This is a genomic window from Thauera sp. JM12B12 (assembly GCF_039614725.1).
Taxonomy (GTDB): Bacteria; Pseudomonadota; Gammaproteobacteria; order Burkholderiales; family Rhodocyclaceae; genus Thauera.
In genome coordinates this window covers 1,744,343-1,760,791 of the sequence record NZ_CP154859.1, presented here as the reverse complement: position 1 = coordinate 1,760,791, position 16,449 = coordinate 1,744,343, and the positions used below count along the sequence as shown (strand labels likewise).

At 67.5% G+C, this 16,449-nt stretch carries 15 protein-coding genes; 9 read left to right on the top strand and 6 right to left on the bottom strand.

What is annotated here, in order from left to right; all coding sequences use genetic code 11:
- Positions 1-70: 70 nt before the first annotated feature.
- The 3 genes from AAG895_RS07905 (at position 71) to AAG895_RS07895 (ending at position 2,944) form a co-directional block, all read left to right on the top strand.
- The gene (locus AAG895_RS07905) at positions 71-2,029 is read left to right on the top strand and encodes a U32 family peptidase (RefSeq protein ID WP_345794946.1); all 1,959 of its coding nucleotides are present in this window, start codon (positions 71-73) and stop codon (positions 2,027-2,029) included.
- A 155-nt stretch (positions 2,030-2,184) separates the two neighbouring features.
- Positions 2,185-2,454 carry a hypothetical protein gene (locus tag AAG895_RS07900; RefSeq protein WP_345794945.1) on the top strand — a complete coding sequence of 90 codons (270 nt, stop codon included), beginning with the start codon at positions 2,185-2,187 and terminating at the stop codon, positions 2,452-2,454.
- Between the two features lie 97 nt (positions 2,455-2,551).
- Complete coding sequence (locus AAG895_RS07895; protein ID WP_345794944.1) at positions 2,552-2,944, top strand: thioredoxin family protein; 393 nt, start codon at positions 2,552-2,554, stop codon at positions 2,942-2,944.
- Positions 2,945-2,954: 10 nt separating this feature from the next.
- Here the strand turns inward: AAG895_RS07895 and AAG895_RS07890 are convergent, their stop codons facing one another.
- The 4 genes from AAG895_RS07890 to AAG895_RS07875 form a co-directional block, all read right to left on the bottom strand.
- A complete protein-coding gene (locus AAG895_RS07890; RefSeq protein ID WP_345794943.1) occupies positions 2,955-4,445 on the bottom strand; it encodes a type IV pili methyl-accepting chemotaxis transducer N-terminal domain-containing protein in 1,491 nt (496 codons plus the stop codon).
- 83 nt (positions 4,446-4,528) lie between these two features.
- A complete protein-coding gene (locus tag AAG895_RS07885; protein WP_345794942.1) occupies positions 4,529-6,259 on the bottom strand; it encodes a cytochrome D1 domain-containing protein in 1,731 nt (576 codons plus the stop codon).
- A 157-nt stretch (positions 6,260-6,416) separates the two neighbouring features.
- Complete coding sequence (sstT, locus tag AAG895_RS07880) at positions 6,417-7,637, bottom strand: serine/threonine transporter SstT (RefSeq protein WP_345794941.1); 1,221 nt, start codon at positions 7,635-7,637, stop codon at positions 6,417-6,419.
- Between the two features lie 83 nt (positions 7,638-7,720).
- Positions 7,721-8,197, bottom strand: a complete 477-nt coding sequence (locus AAG895_RS07875; protein WP_345794940.1) for a CreA family protein — start codon at positions 8,195-8,197, stop codon at positions 7,721-7,723.
- Positions 8,198-8,529: 332 nt separating this feature from the next.
- Here AAG895_RS07875 and AAG895_RS07870 point away from each other — a divergent pair, with 332 nt between their 5' ends.
- Both AAG895_RS07870 and AAG895_RS07865 read left to right on the top strand, forming a co-directional pair.
- Complete coding sequence (locus AAG895_RS07870) at positions 8,530-9,057, top strand: cytochrome c oxidase subunit 3 family protein (RefSeq protein WP_345795258.1); 528 nt, start codon at positions 8,530-8,532, stop codon at positions 9,055-9,057.
- An 11-nt stretch (positions 9,058-9,068) separates the two neighbouring features.
- Positions 9,069-9,362: a cytochrome C oxidase subunit IV family protein gene (locus AAG895_RS07865; protein WP_345794939.1), complete on the top strand. Its 294-nt coding sequence runs from the start codon at positions 9,069-9,071 to the stop codon at positions 9,360-9,362.
- Between the two features lie 6 nt (positions 9,363-9,368).
- Here the strand turns inward: AAG895_RS07865 and AAG895_RS07860 are convergent, their stop codons facing one another.
- Together AAG895_RS07860 and queG are read right to left on the bottom strand one after the other, a co-directional pair.
- Positions 9,369-9,569 carry a SlyX family protein gene (locus AAG895_RS07860; protein ID WP_345794938.1) on the bottom strand — a complete coding sequence of 67 codons (201 nt, stop codon included), beginning with the start codon at positions 9,567-9,569 and terminating at the stop codon, positions 9,369-9,371.
- 29 nt (positions 9,570-9,598) lie between these two features.
- A complete protein-coding gene (queG, locus tag AAG895_RS07855) occupies positions 9,599-10,699 on the bottom strand; it encodes a tRNA epoxyqueuosine(34) reductase QueG (protein WP_345795257.1) in 1,101 nt (366 codons plus the stop codon).
- A gap of 15 nt (positions 10,700-10,714) precedes the next feature.
- Here queG and tsaE point away from each other — a divergent pair, with 15 nt between their 5' ends.
- From tsaE to ileS, 4 genes are all read left to right on the top strand, one after another.
- On the top strand, positions 10,715-11,245 hold the full coding sequence (gene tsaE / locus AAG895_RS07850) for a tRNA (adenosine(37)-N6)-threonylcarbamoyltransferase complex ATPase subunit type 1 TsaE (protein ID WP_345794937.1): 531 nt from the start codon (positions 10,715-10,717) through the stop codon (positions 11,243-11,245).
- On the top strand, positions 11,185-12,570 hold the full coding sequence (locus AAG895_RS07845) for an N-acetylmuramoyl-L-alanine amidase (RefSeq protein ID WP_345794936.1): 1,386 nt from the start codon (positions 11,185-11,187) through the stop codon (positions 12,568-12,570). Before tsaE ends, AAG895_RS07845 begins: the two co-directional genes overlap by 61 nt.
- A 71-nt stretch (positions 12,571-12,641) precedes the next feature.
- Positions 12,642-13,580, top strand: coding sequence for a bifunctional riboflavin kinase/FAD synthetase (locus AAG895_RS07840; protein ID WP_345794935.1), 939 nt, complete (start codon positions 12,642-12,644; stop codon positions 13,578-13,580).
- A 52-nt stretch (positions 13,581-13,632) separates the two neighbouring features.
- Positions 13,633-16,449, top strand: a complete 2,817-nt coding sequence (gene ileS / locus AAG895_RS07835) for an isoleucine--tRNA ligase (RefSeq protein ID WP_345794934.1) — start codon at positions 13,633-13,635, stop codon at positions 16,447-16,449.

Below are 16,449 nucleotides of genomic sequence, written 5' to 3'. Positions count from 1 at the left end.
GCACCTGCCGGGGCGCGGCTTGCTATCATCGCCGCCTTTCCGATCAAGCGCTTGCGCACTCCATACGCCGATGAGCACCGACCGCCACACCCTCGAACTCCTCGCCCCGGCCAAGACCGCCGACTTCGGCATCGAGGCCATCAACCACGGCGCGGACGCGGTGTATATCGGCGGCCCGGCCTTCGGTGCGCGTTCGTCGGCCGACAACTCGGTGGAAGACATCGCACGCCTGGTGCAGCACGCCCACCGCTACCACGCGCAGATCTTCGTCGCCACCAACACGATCCTGTTCGATGCCGAGCTGGAGCCCGCGCGCAAGCTCATCTGGCAGCTCTACGACGCGGGCGTGGATGCCCTGATCGTGCAGGACATGGGCCTGCTCGAGCTCGACCTGCCGCCGATCCAACTCCACGCCAGCACGCAGACCGACATCCGCGACGCGAGCAAGGCGCGCTTCCTGCAGGACGTGGGCTTCTCGCAGATCGTGCTGGCGCGCGAGCTGTCGCTCGCCGACGTCAGGAAGATCGCCGCCGCCACCACCTGTCAGCTCGAGTACTTCGTGCATGGCGCGCTGTGCGTGGCCTTCTCCGGCCAGTGCTACATCAGCCACGCGCACACCGGACGCAGCGCCAACCGCGGCGAATGCTCGCAGGCCTGCCGCCTGCCCTACGACCTCAAGGACAAGGACGGCAACACCGTCGCCAGCAACCAGCACATGCTGTCGATGAAGGACAACAACCAGAGCGCCAACCTGCGCGCGCTCGCGGCCGCAGGCGTGAGTTCGTTCAAGATCGAGGGCCGTTACAAGGACCTCTCCTACGTCAAGAACATCACCGCGCACTACCGAACGCTGCTCGACGAGATCATCGAGCACCCGGATGCCGATGGGCCCGCGTACCGCCGCGCCTCGAGCGGTCGCACCACCTTCCTGTTCACCCCGCAGGCCGACAAGACCTTCAACCGCGGCTACACCGACTACTTCGCCAACGAGCGCCAGCACGGCATCGAGGCCTTCGAATCGCCCAAGTTCGTCGGCGAGCCGATCGGCCGGGTGAAGAAGATCGACACCAAGGGGCGCAAGTTCTTCGACGTCGAGCGCGTCGCGCCCATCCACAACGCCGACGGCCTGACCTGGTACAACCCGAAGGGCGAGCTCACCGGCCTGCGCGTCAACCGCGCCGAGGCCGAGGGCGGCGGCGAAGGCATCGACCGCATCTTCCCCTCCGAGCCGCTACCGGCCGACCTGGTGCCGGGCACCTCGCTGTTCCGCAACCACGATCACGAATTCGAGCGCGCGCTGGAGAAGAAGTCCGCCGAGCGCCGCATCCGCGTCGATGCGCGTTTTGCCGCCACTGCCGACGGCTTCGCGCTGACGCTGAGCGACGAGGACGGCGTCGCCGCCACCGCCACGCTCGCCGCCGCCTTCGAGCCGGCGCAGAACGCCGAACGCGCCCTCGCCACCCTGCGCGATCACCTCGGAAAGCTCGGCAGCACCATCTTCACCCTCGGCGGGATCACCCTCGACCTGCCCGCCGCGCCCTTCCTGCCCGCCGGCCAGCTCAACGCCCTGCGCCGCGACGCGGTGGAAAAGCTCGAGGCCGCACGCCTGCAGGCCCACTCGCGCCCGCCGCGCGCCGCCGCGGTCGAGCCGCCGGTTCCCTACCCGCAGGATGCGCTGAGCTACCTCGCCAACGTGTCGAACGACAAGGCGCGCGCGTTCTACGCCAGGCACGGCGTCAAGCTCATCGACGCCGCCTACGAGGAGAACCAGGAGACCGACGACGTCTCGCTGATGATCACCAAGCACTGCCTGCGCTACAGCTTCAACCTGTGCCCGAAGGAGGTGAAGGGCATCCGCCCCGACCCGATGCAGCTCGTGAATGGCGACGAGACGCTGACGCTCAAGTTCGACTGCAAGCGCTGCGAGATGCACGTGGTCGGCGCCTTGCGCCCGCATGTCGCAAAGATGCGCGACACGGTCGTGGCACAGAAGGTGAGCTTCGTGCCGCGCGCCGCCGCCCGCGGCTGAGCGGGGGACGTACGAGTCGAAACGCTCGCGTGACGGCTGTGATCCGTATCACAAGCAGACGCTGATATGCCCTGCCATCTGCTCGGCAAAGGCGTAGATTGGGTGTCGACGGGAGTTGGATCCCGGCTCCCGTTCCCGGACAGCAGAGGCGCATCATGGACAACCAATCGCTCATCGTCGTCAATGGCCAGCGCCCGCGCTCGGCGGCGCACCATTACCACGGCACGGTCGAGCAATCGATCCTCCGCGCCATCGATGCCGGCTACCATGTCGGCAGCACCGTGCGCATCGGCCAGGTGCCGGGCAGCGTGATCGGCTATAACATCTCGAACTTCGGCCGCTTCAGCGGCGCCTCCTACCCGCTGCTGGTCGAGACCGAGTACGGCATCGCCAAGTGCAGCACGCGGGAAGTCAGTCCGGCCTGATCCGCAGCGCGGTTGCGGCATGCGGGCCGGCACGACAGGGGCATCGCTGCGCACGCCGGCAGTCCCCTCAGGCCGCCCCATGCACGAACCACGCCCCTTGCTGACCCCCGTCTCCGCCCTCCCCGATCATCCCGACCTGCTCGCCTCACCCCTCGTGGTGCTGGCGCTGTGTGCCGACTGGTGCGGCACCTGCCGCGACTTCCGGCAGGTGCTGCACCAGCTTGCCGAGGCGCGGCGCGACATCGTCTTCGCTTGGGCCGACATCGAGGACGATGCCGACCTGGTCGGCGACATCGACGTCGAGACCTTCCCCACTCTGGCGATCTTTCGCGGTGGCGTGACGCTGCACTTCGGCGCCAGCCTGCCGCAGGGCGACGTGGTCGCGCGCATGATCGACACCCTGGCCGGCCGCCCCCCGCGCGCAGCCGCCGGACTACCCGCGGAGGTGGAGGCGCTCGGCCGCCTGCTCGGTGGCCAGGCGGCACGCTGAGCGCGCGGCCTCAGTGCCCGGAGGTCAGGCGCTCGTACAGCTTGACCGCGGTATCGACATGGCGCAGCAGGCGCATGCCCTTGGCCACCACCAGGCGGATGTGCTGGCTGCGACGCATGCGTTCGGTCGACGGGGCCAGCACGGCGTGCAACCGAGCCCACTGCGTGCCGACCTCATCGAGCTGGGCGACGAGTTGCGGCAGCTCGGCGCCACTGCGGCGCAGCTCGGCCAGATTGTCGTCGAAGGCAGCGACCGAGGCCTCGATCTGGCGCTGCGCCTCCTCCGCCGCATCGGCGATGTCCTGGAACAGGAAGAACTTGACGATGCGCTGGGACAGCATGCGATTGCGCCCGGCGACATTGACGTAACGCCCGTGCGGCCCGCCATCGGCCGTCTGCGCGGCGAGCGTGGTCAGGGCGTCGGCGAGGACGACGATTTCCTCGCTTGCGCGCAGCACACGCCCGGCATCGGATTCGGGAGCGAACAAGGCCTCGCGGTAGCTCAGCCAGGCCGCACCCAGCGCCTCGAGCGCGCGCGCCGGCTCGGGTTCGAGATTCGCACGCTGGAGCTGGGCGAGCGTACGCTCGAATTCGGTGGTGCGCTGGCGTAGCTGGATGGCGGACTCGGCAGGCGCGATGCCATGTTCGCCGAGCGCCCAGGCGATCGCCTGGCGCTGGGTCAGCAGGCGCAGGCGACCGCAATGATTGATGAGCTTGCCGGCGGCGATGCGCTGCGGCTTGTCGTCCACATCGGTGCGGCGCAGCTTGCGCGCAAAGTTCAGGCGCTGCGGCGCGGCGCTCGGCGCGGTCTCGAGCAGGGCGGCGTTCTGGATGTGGATGCGGCTCTTGTCCACCACGATCACGCCCTTGTCGGCCAGTTCGCGCAGGCTACGCGAGAAGGCTTCGGGAGTGATGCCCATGCGCGCGGCGAGGATTTTCTTCTTGGCCTTGAGCTCGACCGTGGTTTCGCCGGCGATCGGCAGTTCGCCGCCGGCGAGCTCGATCAGGTAGTCGAGGATGCGCTGGGCCCCGGTCAGGCCGGAGTGGTGGCCGGTAACGTCGAACTCGATCGCGCACTGGCGCTGGGCGAGGGCCTCGATCACGCCGGCGCTGAAGGCGATGTCCTGGCGCACGAGCTTGCGCAGCACGCGCACGTCGAGCGCGACCAGGATGCTCGGCGACACCGTCTCGCAGGCCGAGGCGTAGCGCTGCGCGCCGAACACCTCGCCGAGCGCGAGCACCCGCGGCGTGTGCACGAGTTCGATGATCTTGCGGGTCTCGCCGGCGAGCAGGCGGTAGCGCAGGACGCTGCCGTCGCACAGCATGAAGACCTCGCGCATGGGATCGCCGGAGTGGTACAGGGCGGTGCGCGCGGGCAGCTCGAGCAGCCGACCGGCGGCGCACAGCTCGTCCAGTTGGGCGGTGGCGAGGTCGGAAAACAGCGGGCAGCGCGACAGGAAGTCGCGCAGCACCTGGCGGCGGTTGAAGGGTCGTGCGCTCAATCGGAGAACCTCACGTCCGCTTCGGCCGCCGGAAACGGCGCGGCGGGAGGACGAATCCTCCCGCCGCAACCGCGCGAACAGTCTCAGTAGACGTCGTGCTGCGTGTTGTGGACGTTGAACTTGCCGGTCGGCGTGATCAGCTTCGGGTCGCGGATGACGGCCTTCAGCTTGCGCGTCTTGTCATCGACCACCACGATGGCCGACTCCTGATCCGCACCGTTCCAGACCGAGAACCATACCTCATCGCCGGCCTTGTTGTACTCCGGCTGCACGACGCGCTTCGGCCCTTCCTTGATGCCCGACCATTCGCCGATCGGGATCAGCTCGTAGCCCTTGTCGATGTTGTCGATGTCCCACACCGCGACCGACTGGCTAACCTTCTCCTCCGGGTTCAGCGTGGTATCGACCCACAGGTTCTTCGACTTCGGGTGGGTCTTCAGGAACAGCGAGCCGCCGCCCAGGCCCTTCAGCGTGCGCACCACCTTCCAGGCGTTGTCCGGATGCTTGACCGGATCGGTGCCGATCAGCGAGATCGTCTCGTCGCCGAGGTGGCCGGTGGCCCACACCGGACCGAACTGCGGATCGACGAAGTTGGCGCCGCGGCCCGGATGCGGGACCTTGCCGACGCTGACCAGCTTCTCGAGCTTGCCTTCCTTGGTGTCGATGACCGCGATCTTGTCCGAGGCGTTGGCCGCGTCCATGAAGTAGCGATGGGTGGACTCGAAGCCGCCGTCGTGCAGGAAGGGCGCCGCCTCGATCATCTTGAGCTTGAGGTTGTCGAGGTCGCGATAATCCACCGAATACACCATGCCGGTTTCCTTCACGTTGACGAAGAATTCCGGATTGAAGTGCGAGGAGATGATCGCCGCCACGCGCGGCTCGGGGTGGTAGGTCTGGGTATCGACGACCATGCCGCGGGTGGAGACGATCTTGCGCGGCTGCAGCGTGTCGCCGTCCATGATCACGAACTGGGGCGGCCAGTAGGTGCCGGCGATGGCGTACTTGTCTTCCCAGCCCTTGGCCTTGGAGCTTTCCACCGAACGCGCCTCGAGACCGACCTTGATCTCGGCGACGGTGTCGGGTTTCTCCATCCACAGGTCGATCAGGTTGATCTTGGCGTCGCGACCGATGACGAACAGGTAGCGGCCGGAGGCCGACATGCGCGAGATGTGCACCGCGTAGCCGGTCTCGAGGATGCTGACGATCTGCTTGCTGTCACCGTCGATCAGGGCGATCTTGCCGGCGTCACGCAGCGTCACCGAGAACAGGTTCTCGAGCTTGAGGTCGTTCATCTTCTTGGTCGGACGCTTGTCGACCGGGATGAGGACCTTCCACGAGGCTTCCATCTCCTTGAGGCCGTACTCGGGCGGGGCCGGCGGCGTCTGCTGGATGTAGCGCGCCATCAGATCGACCTCGTCGTCGCTCAGCACGCCGGAGGTGCCCCAGTTGGGCATGCCGCCGGGCGAGCCGTACTTGATGAAGACCTTGAGGTACTCGAGGCCCTTCTCGAGGGTGATGTCGGGGGTCAGTGCCTTGCCGGTCGCGCCCTTGCGCAGCACGCCGTGACAGCCGGCGCAGCGCTCGAAGAAGATGCGCTTGGCCTTCTCGAACTCGGGTTCGGACATCCGCGGCGCCAGCGGGTTGATGTCGTGGTGCATCGGCACCTCGGCCATCGGCGAACCGCCGGCCTGGTATTCCTTAAGCGCCTCGTCACCGTGTCCCTTCGGTGCTTCCGCGAACGCGGCCTGCATCGCCAGGACCAGGACCGGGATCGCGGCAAGGCGGAGCCGCTTCATGAACGTCGCTGAACTCATTGTTTACCCACCCTCGTGTTTGAAAAGGTGAGGCACTTTCTTCAAGCCGTCCATAAAATAATTTGACAGATGTCAACACCCCGCCAAGCACCTGATTTCGCGAGAATTCATGACACCCGATGCTTGATCGCAATCAAGCACGGAGCGGCACGCAGGCTCAGACCCGTTCCGCCGCACGGCAGGCGGCAGCGGTGAACAGCACGTCGGTCGAGGAATTCAGCGCGGTTTCCACCGAATCCTGCACCACGCCGATGATGAAGCCGATCGCCACCACCTGCATCGCGACGTCGGTCGGGATGCCGAACAGGTTGCACGCCATCGGAATCAGCAGCAGCGAGCCACCGGCCACGCCCGACGCACCACATGCACCGAGCGCCGACACGACCGACAGCAGCAGCGCGGTGGGCAGATCGATCACGATGCCCAGCGTATGGGCTGCGGCCAGGCTCATCACGGCGATGGTGATCGCCGCGCCCGCCATGTTGATGGTGGCGCCGAGCGGGATCGAGATCGAATAGGTGTCCTTGTGCAGGCCGAGGCGGCGGCACAGCTCGAGGTTCACCGGGATGTTGGCCGCCGAGCTGCGGGTGAAGAAGGCGGTCACCGCACTCTCGCGCAGGCAGGTGAACACCAGCGGGAACGGATTGCGCCGCATCTTCCAGAACACCAGCAGCGGGTTCAGGACGAAGGCGACGAACAGCATGCTGCCGACGATCACCATCAACAGCCGTCCATAGCCGAGCAGCGCACCCAGGCCGGACTCGGTGAGCGTGGCGCCGACCAGGCCGAAGATGCCGAAGGGCGCGAAGCGGATGACCACGCGCACGATCTTCGACACCGCCTCCGCGACATCGGCGAGCATCGCCCGCGTCGCCGGTGCGCCATGGCGCAGTGCGGCGCCGAGCGCGATCGCCCACGCCAGGATGCCGATGAAGTTGGCCTCCATCAGCGCCTTGACCGGGTTCGAGACCGCGTTCAACAGCAGGTTCTTGAGCACCCCGACGATGCCGCCCGGCGGTGTGCCGGCGACCTGTGGCGCATCGAGCACCAGCATGGTCGGGAAGGCAAAGCTGGCGAGCACGGCGACCAGGGCCGCGCCGAAGGTACCCACCAGATACAGCACGAGGATCGGGCGCACGTGGGTCTCGCTGCCATGGCGGTGGCCGGCGACCGCCGAGGCCACGAGCACGAACACCAGAACCGGCGCGACCGCCTTGAGGGCGGAGATGAAGACGTCGCCGAGCAGCGCCGTCGAGCGTGCGAGCTCCGGTGCGACGAGGGCGAGCGCGATGCCGCAGACGAGACCAATGGCGATCTGCAGCACCAGGCTGGTGCGGAAGAAGAAATGGAGGGCGGGGCGAGCGAGGGGCTGGTTCATGACGGACGAGGATGAGAGGACGTCCCGCCCCGCACGCAGCGGGGAAGGATTCGCATCAGGAAGAGAGGACTTGGCGTGGGCGGTCAGCGCAGGGGGATCGGCACCGCGGCCGGCACCGGCACCGCGGTGACGTTGTTCTGCGGGCTGCCGTCGATCAGCTTGTCGCTGTAGACGAGGTAGACGAGCGTGTTGCGCCTGGGGTCGACCATGCGCACGATGCGCACCTTCTTGAACAGGATCGAGGCGCTCTGCGAGAACACCTCCTCCTGTTCCTTCAGCGGGCCGGTGAAGGCGATCTCGCCGACCTGGCGGCAGGCGACCGAGGCATCGGCAGTGTCCTCCGCCAGCCCGAAGGTGCCCTTGAGCCCTCCGGTGCGGGCACGCGACACGTAGCAGGCCACGCCCTTGACCTTGGGGTCGTCGAAGGCCTCGACCACCACCTGGTGGTTGCGGCCGATGAGCTTGAACGCGGTGTCGACGCTGCCCACCGTTTCGGCAGCGGCCATCAGCGGGTGAGCCAACAGGCAGGCCAGCGCGCATCTTGTGAGGAACTTCGGCATGAACGTTTCCTGGAAGGACAGGCGCGCATTATCGCACTGCAACAGGGCGATGGAGCACGCCCTCGGCCCCCGCCGCCGCCTCGGCGGCCTCGTGCAGTCGCGTCCGATCACGCGCGCGGCCCGCGCAGGCAGCGCGACAGCTGAGCAGAATCAAGGCGGCGCCGGCGCGGCGCTGGCAGCATTCAGCCACTTCGATCCTTGCGCCGGCCACGCGCCGGTCCTCCCCGTCCATCGTGTCGATCGCCGTGCCCGCCCCGTCCACCATCGCGCCCGCTGTCCCGCCCGCCGCCCCCGCTCCGGCCGCCACCGGCCGCATCCCGGGCAGCAAGGCCATGTGGGTGGGCATCTTCTGCGAGCTCACCGAGTTCGCCCTGCTGTTCGCGGTGTTCTTCGTCGCGCGCGCCCACCACCCCGAGGCCTTCAGCGCCGGCCCGTCGCGACTGTCGCTGCTCGCCGGCACCGGCTACACGCTGATGCTGCTCACCAGCGGCTGGTGTGTCGCGCGCGCGGTGCACGCGATGCGCAGCGGCAAGCGCAGCCACTGCATGCGCTGGCTGATCGGCGCCCTGGTGTTCGGGCTTGGCTATCCGGCGATCAAGGTCTTCGAACTGCAGCGCAACTTCGCACACGGCCTCGACGGCAGCGCCGGGGTGTTCATCGTCAGCTACTACTACCTGACCTTCACCCACCTGGTTCACGTGTTCTGGGGCCTGCTCGGCATGCTGTGGGTGATGGCGCGCACCGGACTGGGCGCCTACACGCCCGAGGACCACGGCGGGCTCGAGGCCTTCGCGTGCTACTGGCACGTCACCGACATGCTGTGGCTGATGATCTTTCCGCTGTTCTACCTGCTCGGATGAAAAGGACACCCATGAACGCAGAACGCAAGCTCGATCTCGCCTGGGTGGCACTGGTGCTGCTGAGCATCGGCGGTGCCCGCCTGGGCAGCGGTGACGACGACGGCTTCGCCATCGCGGCCCTCGTCGCCCTCGTCATGGCGGTCAAGCTGCTGATCGTGAGCCGCTATTTCCTCGAACTGCACGAGGCGCATCCACGCATCCGCAGGGCGGTGTACCTGTTCTGCTATGGCATGCCGATCCTGGTGATCCTGACCACCGGCTTTCGCGAACCGCTCGCCCGCCTCACCGGCGCCGCCCTGATCTGAGCCCGCTCACCAGTGCGGCGGGATCTCGTCCTCGGGTCGTAGCGGGTTGGCGGGCTGGAGGATCTTCACCTGCTGCGCCAGCTGGCGGAGCTGCTCGCGCAGCAGGTCGAGCTCCTGCTGCTGGCGCCACACCGTGCGATTGAGCGCGTCGAGCAGATCCTCGGCAGCCAACAGCTTGGTTTCGAGCGTGACGATACGGTCTTCCATGGCGGGCTCCTGGGACGGGGGCGCGGATTCTAGCCCGCGCGGGCGGCGCCGTGGCGGGCGAGCGCCCAGGCCACGTGCTCGCGCACGAGTTCGCTGTCGTCGTTGGCACGCGCCGCCAGCGCCCCCAGCACGGCCAGCGAGCTCGGCGCATTGCCGAGCGCGACGGCGATGTTGCGCAGCCAGCGCTCATGCCCGATACGGTAGATCGGACTGCCCGCGGTGCGCTCGGCGAACTCGGCGGCAGTCCAGGCGAAGAGCGCGATCAGGGTGGCGTCGTCGAGGCCGTGGCGGGGCGCGAAATCGGGCTCGGCCGCGATCCGCGCGAAGCGGTTCCACGGGCACACCAGCTGGCAGTCGTCGCAGCCGTAGATGCGATTGCCGAGCAGCGGGCGGAGCGCATGCGGGATCGGCCCCGGGAGCTCGATCGTCAGGTAGGAGATGCAGCGCCGCGAATCCACCCGATAGGGTGCGACGATCGCGCCGGTCGGGCAGGCGTCGATGCACGCAGTGCAGCGCCCGCAATGCGGCTCGACCGGCGCATCGAGCGGCAACGGCAGATCGGTGAAGATCTCGCCGAGAAAGAACCACGAGCCCACGGCACGATCGAGCAGCAGCGTGTGCTTGCCGCGCCAGCCCAGCCCCTTGCGGCTGGCGTGCTCGACCTCGAGCACCGGCGCCGAGTCGGTGAACACCCGGAAGCGGTGGGGCACCTCGGCCGCGATGCGGTCGGCGAGCTTCTGCAACCGGTTGCGCAGGACCTTGTGATAGTCGCGGCCCAGGGCGTAGCGCGACACGTAGGCGCGCTCCGGGTCGGCGAGCACGGCGTCGGGCGGCGCGGCAGGCGGCCAGTAGTTCATGCGCACGCTGATCACGCGCACGGTGCCGGGCACGAGTTCGGCCGCGCGGGCGCGCTTGAGGCCATGGCGCGCCATATAATCCATCTCCCCGTGAAATCCGGCATCCAGCCACGCGAGCAGGCCGGGCTCGGCCTCCGCGAGGTCGATGCCGCCCACGCCGACCGCGTCGAACCCCAGCGACTGTCCCCACTGTCTGATTTGCGCAACAAGCGCGTCGGCGTCGACAGCCGGGCCATCGACACCGGATACACCTTCTTCCGCCCCTGACGCCATCACCGAGAGGTTCCCATGATCGAGTTGATTCAAGCCGACGATGATAGCGGCGCCCGCCTGCAGGCGCACTTGCCGGGGGAAAAGGACACGGAAACACTGGGCATTGCGCTCGCCGCCGCGTTGCGGCCGGGGCTCAGGATCTGGCTGCAGGGCAACCTCGGCATGGGCAAGACCACCCTCACCCGCGGGGTGCTGCGCGGGCTCGGGCACGAGGGCCGCGTCAAGAGCCCCACCTACACCTTGATTGAACCTTACGTCGTTTCTAGATTAGACTTATATCACTTTGATTTTTATCGCTTCAATTCGCCCGACGAGTACCTGGACGCAGGCTTGGACGAATACTTCGCAGGCGAGGGGGTATGCCTCGTGGAGTGGCCCGACAAGGCCCTTCCCTACCTTCCCTCGCCCGACGTCGAGATTCGCCTCGAGGCCAGGGGAGATGGGCGCTTTGTGGAGATCGACGGAAACACGGAAGCGGGGCGGACATGCGTGATCGAACTGGTGAAGGCTTTACGCGGCGCGGACCCGGCGCCCAAGACGATCTGACCCCCATCGATGACGGCGCCGAGGGTGCCCGGCCGCGCACGCGCATCGATCGCCGCCGTCTGCTGAAGTTCGCCGGCGCTTCGCTCGCGCTGCTGGTCAGCCCGGTCGGCCATGCCGCCCGCTCCAGCCTGGTCGCGGTTCGCGTCTGGCCCTCGCCCGAGTACACCCGCATCACGCTCGAAGGCGCAGCGCAGCTGCGCTTCAGCCACATGCTGGTGCAGGATCCCGATCGCCTGGTGGTCGACCTCGAAGGGATGGAGCTCAACAGCGTGTTGCAGTCGCTGCCTTCCAAGGTGCTCGACAGCGACCCCTACATCCGCCTGATCCGTGCCGGCCAGAACCGGCCGGACGTCGTCCGTGTCGTCGTCGAACTCAAGTCGGCGGTCAATCCCCAGGTGTTCACCCTCGACCCGGTCGGCAACTACGGCCACCGGCTCGTGCTCGATCTGCACCCCACCGAGGAACATGATCCGCTGATGGCGCTGATCATGAAGGACTCGCCGATGGATGCGGCGATGGGCGACAGCGGGGGCACGTCGACCGCTGCTGCGCGTAGCCAGTCCGAGGAACCGGTCCAGCGCAGCCGCCGCCGGGAGCCCGCGGTCAATCGCCTCTACACGGTGGTGCTCGACGCCGGCCATGGCGGCGAGGACCCCGGCGCGATCGGCCGCGGCGGCAGCCACGAGAAGAACGTGACCCTGTCGATCGCACGCCGGCTCAAGCGCAAGATCGACGCCGAGCCCGGCATGCGTGCGGTACTCACCCGCGACGGCGACTACTTCGTGCCGCTGCACCAGCGTGTTGCACGCGCACGCCGGGTGCGCGCCGACCTCTTCGTGTCGATCCATGCCGACGCCTTCGTACGCCCCGAGGCCAACGGCAGCTCGGTCTATGTGCTCTCCGAACGCGGCGCGTCGAGCTCGGCCGCGCGCTGGCTGGCGCAGAAGGAAAACGATGCCGACCTCGTCGGCGGCGTCAATCTCGCGCGCCAGGATGGCCATATCGCGCGCACCCTGCTCGACCTGTCGCAGACGGCCACGATCAACGACAGCTTCAAGCTCGGCCGCGCGATGCTTGGCGAACTCGGAACGGTCAACCGCTTGCACAAGCCCGAGGTCGAACAGGCCGGATTTGCCGTGCTGCGGGCACCGGACATTCCCTCGGTGCTGGTCGAGACCGCCTTCATCAGCAACCCTCAGGAAGAGCGCCGGCTCAACGACGAGGCCTATCAGGACAAGATGGCCACGGCACTGATGCGCGGCATCAAGCGCTATTTCCAGGAGCACGCGCCGAGCGCACCGACCCGCATCGCACGCCTCGACTGAACAGGGGGTGCGTCCTGCAAAGCCCGCAGATGCGGGCTTTGTCGCTATAATTGCGGCTTTTTCAGGCGCTTATGCAGGTTCACCGCGGGATTCCCGAGCACGCCGACACGGCTGCGGTGCTCACCATCGGCAATTTCGATGGGGTGCATCTAGGCCATCAGGCGCTGCTCTCGCTGCTGACCGGAAAGGCCCGCGCGCTCGGCCTGCCGGCGGTCGTGCTCACCTTCGAGCCGCACCCCCGGGAATATTTCAGCCCTGCCGATGCGCCCGCCCGCCTCGCCTCCTTGCGCGAGAAGCTCCTGTTGCTCGATGCCGCCGGCGTCGATCGGACCTACGTCTGCCGCTTCGATGCACGCCTCGCGGCACAGTCGGCGCAGAGCTTCATCGACGACACGCTGGTGCGCGGACTGCGCGTTCGCCACCTGTTCATCGGCGACGATTTCTGCTTCGGCGCGCGCCGCCAGGGCAATTTTGCCATGCTGCAGGAAGCCGGCAGCCGCCACGGCTTCGGCGTCGAATCCATGCCCACGCTGGACGTGGCCGGTGAACGTGTTTCGAGCTCCGCCGTGCGCACCGCGCTTGCCGCAGCCGACCTCGACCATGCAGCGCGCCTGCTCGGGCGGCCGTACAGCATCGCCGGGCGCGTGAGCCACGGCGACAAGATCGGGCGCCGCCTTGGTTTTCCGACCGCCAACATCCAGATGAAGCACCGCCGCCCGGCGCTCACCGGCGTCTATGCCGTGAGCGTCGAGGGCCTCGCCGCTACGCGCGTGCAGGGCGTGGCCAACATCGGCGTGCGTCCGACTGCGACGGCCAACGGCCGCGCGCGGCTGGAAGTGCACCTCTTCGACTGGACGCAGGACTGCTACGGCGCCCATATCCGCGTACATTTCCTGCACCGGCTGCGCGCCGAACGCAAGTTCGAGTCGCTCGACGCACTGCGTGCGCAGATCGCGATCGACACCGTGCATGCGCGCGACTGGTTCGCCCAGCATCCTGCTCCGCTCTGAGGCCTGCGCCGCCCGAGTCCCAAATCGACCCCACCAGACTTCCGTTTCCGCCATGGCCGACTACCGCAAGACGCTCAACCTGCCCGACACCCCCTTCCCGATGCGCGGCGACCTGCCCAAGCGCGAGCCGAACTGGATCGCCGACTGGCAGCAGAAGAAGCTCTACCAGCGCATCCGCAAGGCCAGCGCCGGCCGGCCCAAGTTCGTGCTCCACGACGGCCCGCCGTACGCCAACGGCAGCCTGCACATCGGCCACGCCCTGAACAAGATCCTCAAGGACATCATCGTGCGCTCGAAGACGCTCGCCGGCTTCGACGCACCCTATGTGCCCGGCTGGGACTGCCACGGTCTGCCGATCGAGCACAAGGTCGAAGTCACCCATGGCAAGAACCTGCCCGCGGACAAGGTGCGCGAGCTGTGCCGCGCCTATGCTGCCGAGCAGATCGAGATCCAGAAAGCCGATTTCATCCGTCTGGGCGTGCTCGGCGACTGGGACAACCCCTACCGCACGATGGACTTCGCCAACGAGGCCAACGAGATCCGCGCGCTCGCCGAGATGACGAAGAACGGCTACGTGTTCAAGGGCCTGAAGCCGGTGAACTGGTGCTTCGACTGCGGCTCGGCGCTGGCCGAAGCCGAGGTGGAATACGCCGACAAGCCGTCGCCGACGATCGACGTCGCCTTCCCGGTCTCGGACGCGCACGCGGACAAGCTCGCTGCCGCCTTCGGCCTGGCGAAGCTCCATAAACCCGCCGCTGCGGTGATCTGGACCACCACCCCGTGGACCATCCCCGCTAACCAGGCGCTCAACGCCCACCCCGAATTCGATTACGCACTCGTCGATACGGGTGATCGCCTGCTCGTGCTGGCCCGGGAACTGGTCGACTCCGCCCTGCAGCGCTATGCGCTCGAGGGCAGCATCATTGCCACAGCCAAGGGCGCAGCGCTCGAGCGCATCGAGTTCTGCCACCCCTTCTTCGATCGCGTGTCGCCGGTGTATCTGGCCGACTACGTCGGCATCGACGCCGGCACCGGCATCGTGCACTCGTCGCCGGCGCATGGCGTGGACGACTTCAACTCGTGGCGCGCCTATGGCCGCAGCAACGAGGAGATCCTGTCGCTGGTCATGGGCGGCGGCGAGTATGTCTCCGACCTGCCCTTCTTCGGCGGCATGAACATCTGGAAGGCCAACCCGGCCATCGTCGACAAGCTCACCGAGGTCGGCGCCCTGCTCTCGCACGGCAAGATCACCCATAGCTACATGCACTGCTGGCGCCACAAGACGCCGCTGGTCTATCGCGCCACCGCGCAGTGGTTCGTCGGCATGGACAAGACTGCCGCCGATGGTTCCACGCTGCGCGAGCGCGCGCTGCGCGCGGTAGAAGCCACCAAGTTCTATCCCGGCTGGGGCCAGGCGCGCCTGCACGCGATGATCGCCAACCGCCCCGACTGGTGCATCTCGCGCCAGCGCAACTGGGGCGTGCCGATTCCCTTCTTCCTGCACAAGGAAACCGGCGAGCTGCATCCGCGCACCGTCGAGCTGATGGAAGCGGTGGCGCTGCGCGTGGAGCGGGAAGGCATCGAGGCCTGGTTCAAGCTCGACGCTGCGGAACTGCTCGGCGCAGAGGCTGCGCAGTACGAGAAGATCAGCGACACGCTCGACGTCTGGTTCGACTCCGGCACCACCCACAAGCACGTGCTGCGCGGCTCGCACAACGACGGCCACCCCGAAGGCCCGCGTGCGGATATGTACCTGGAAGGCTCGGACCAGCACCGCGGCTGGTTCCACTCCTCGCTGCTCACCGGTTGCGCGATCGACGGCCACGCGCCCTACCGCAGCCTGCTCACCCACGGCTTCGCGGTCGATGGCGCCGGGCGCAAGATGAGCAAATCGCTCGGCAACGTGGTGGTGCCGCAGGAGGTCACCGGCAAGCTCGGCGCCGAGATCCTGCGCCTGTGGGTGGCGTCCACCGACTACTCGGGCGAACTGTCGATCTCCAAGGAGATCCTCGACCGCGTGGTCGAGGTCTATCGCCGCGTGCGCAACACCCTGCGCTTCCTGCTCGCCAACACCGCCGACTTCAACATCGCGCGCGACGCCGTGCCGCTCGAGCAGTGGATGGACCTCGACCGCTACGCACTCGCCTTCACCCGCCAGCTGGCGCAGCAGGCCGAGGGCGACTACGCGAAGATGGAGTTCCACCGCATCGTGCAGGCGCTGCAGGTATTCTGCGCCGAGGACCTGGGCGCCTTTTATCTCGATATCCTCAAGGACCGTCTGTACACAACCGCCGAAGGCAGCCTGCCGCGCCGCGCCGCGCAGACCGCGCTGTGGCACATCACGCAGACGCTGCTCAAACTGATGGCACCGATCCTGTCCTTCACCGCCGAGGAGGCCTGGGCCATCCTCCACCCGACCAAGTCTGGCGAGGAACCCGACAGCGTGATGCTGCACACCTTCCACGCCCTGCCCGCGCAGGAAGGCGAAGCCGGACTGATCGCACGCTGGGAGACGATCCGCGCGGTGCGCGCGGAGGGACTCAAGGTGATCGAGGCGCTGCGCACCGAAGGCAAGGTCGGCGCCTCCCTCCAGGCCGAGCTCGAGCTCGCACTCACCGCGGACAAGTTCGCGGCCATGGCCAGTTTGGGCGAGGACCTACGCTTCGTCACCATGACCTCGGCGGCCACGCTGTCCCAGGTCTCGAGCGCCGAGGACGAGCGCATCGTCGCCACGCCGAGCGCAGCGCAGAAGTGCGAGCGCTGCTGGCACTACGTCGAGTCGGTCGGCAGTCATGCCGAGCATCCGACCTTGTGTGGTCGTTGCGTGAGCAACCTGTTCGGCGCCGGCGAAACCCGCGCCCATGCCTGA

Coding starts and splice junctions, on each gene's coding strand:
- AAG895_RS07905 (WP_345794946.1), top strand. CDS start 71: ATGAGCACCGACCGCCACACCCTCGAACTCCTCGCCCCGGCCAAGACC.
- AAG895_RS07900 (WP_345794945.1), top strand. CDS start 2,185: ATGGACAACCAATCGCTCATCGTCGTCAATGGCCAGCGCCCGCGCTCG.
- AAG895_RS07885 (WP_345794942.1), bottom strand. CDS start 6,259: ATGAGTTCAGCGACGTTCATGAAGCGGCTCCGCCTTGCCGCGATCCCG.
- sstT (WP_345794941.1), bottom strand. CDS start 7,637: ATGAACCAGCCCCTCGCTCGCCCCGCCCTCCATTTCTTCTTCCGCACC.
- AAG895_RS07875 (WP_345794940.1), bottom strand. CDS start 8,197: ATGCCGAAGTTCCTCACAAGATGCGCGCTGGCCTGCCTGTTGGCTCAC.
- AAG895_RS07870 (WP_345795258.1), top strand. CDS start 8,530: ATGTGGGTGGGCATCTTCTGCGAGCTCACCGAGTTCGCCCTGCTGTTC.
- AAG895_RS07865 (WP_345794939.1), top strand. CDS start 9,069: ATGAACGCAGAACGCAAGCTCGATCTCGCCTGGGTGGCACTGGTGCTG.
- AAG895_RS07860 (WP_345794938.1), bottom strand. CDS start 9,569: ATGGAAGACCGTATCGTCACGCTCGAAACCAAGCTGTTGGCTGCCGAG.
- queG (WP_345795257.1), bottom strand. CDS start 10,699: ATGGCGTCAGGGGCGGAAGAAGGTGTATCCGGTGTCGATGGCCCGGCT.
- tsaE (WP_345794937.1), top strand. CDS start 10,715: ATGATCGAGTTGATTCAAGCCGACGATGATAGCGGCGCCCGCCTGCAG.
- AAG895_RS07845 (WP_345794936.1), top strand. CDS start 11,185: ATGCGTGATCGAACTGGTGAAGGCTTTACGCGGCGCGGACCCGGCGCC.
- AAG895_RS07840 (WP_345794935.1), top strand. CDS start 12,642: ATGCAGGTTCACCGCGGGATTCCCGAGCACGCCGACACGGCTGCGGTG.
- ileS (WP_345794934.1), top strand. CDS start 13,633: ATGGCCGACTACCGCAAGACGCTCAACCTGCCCGACACCCCCTTCCCG.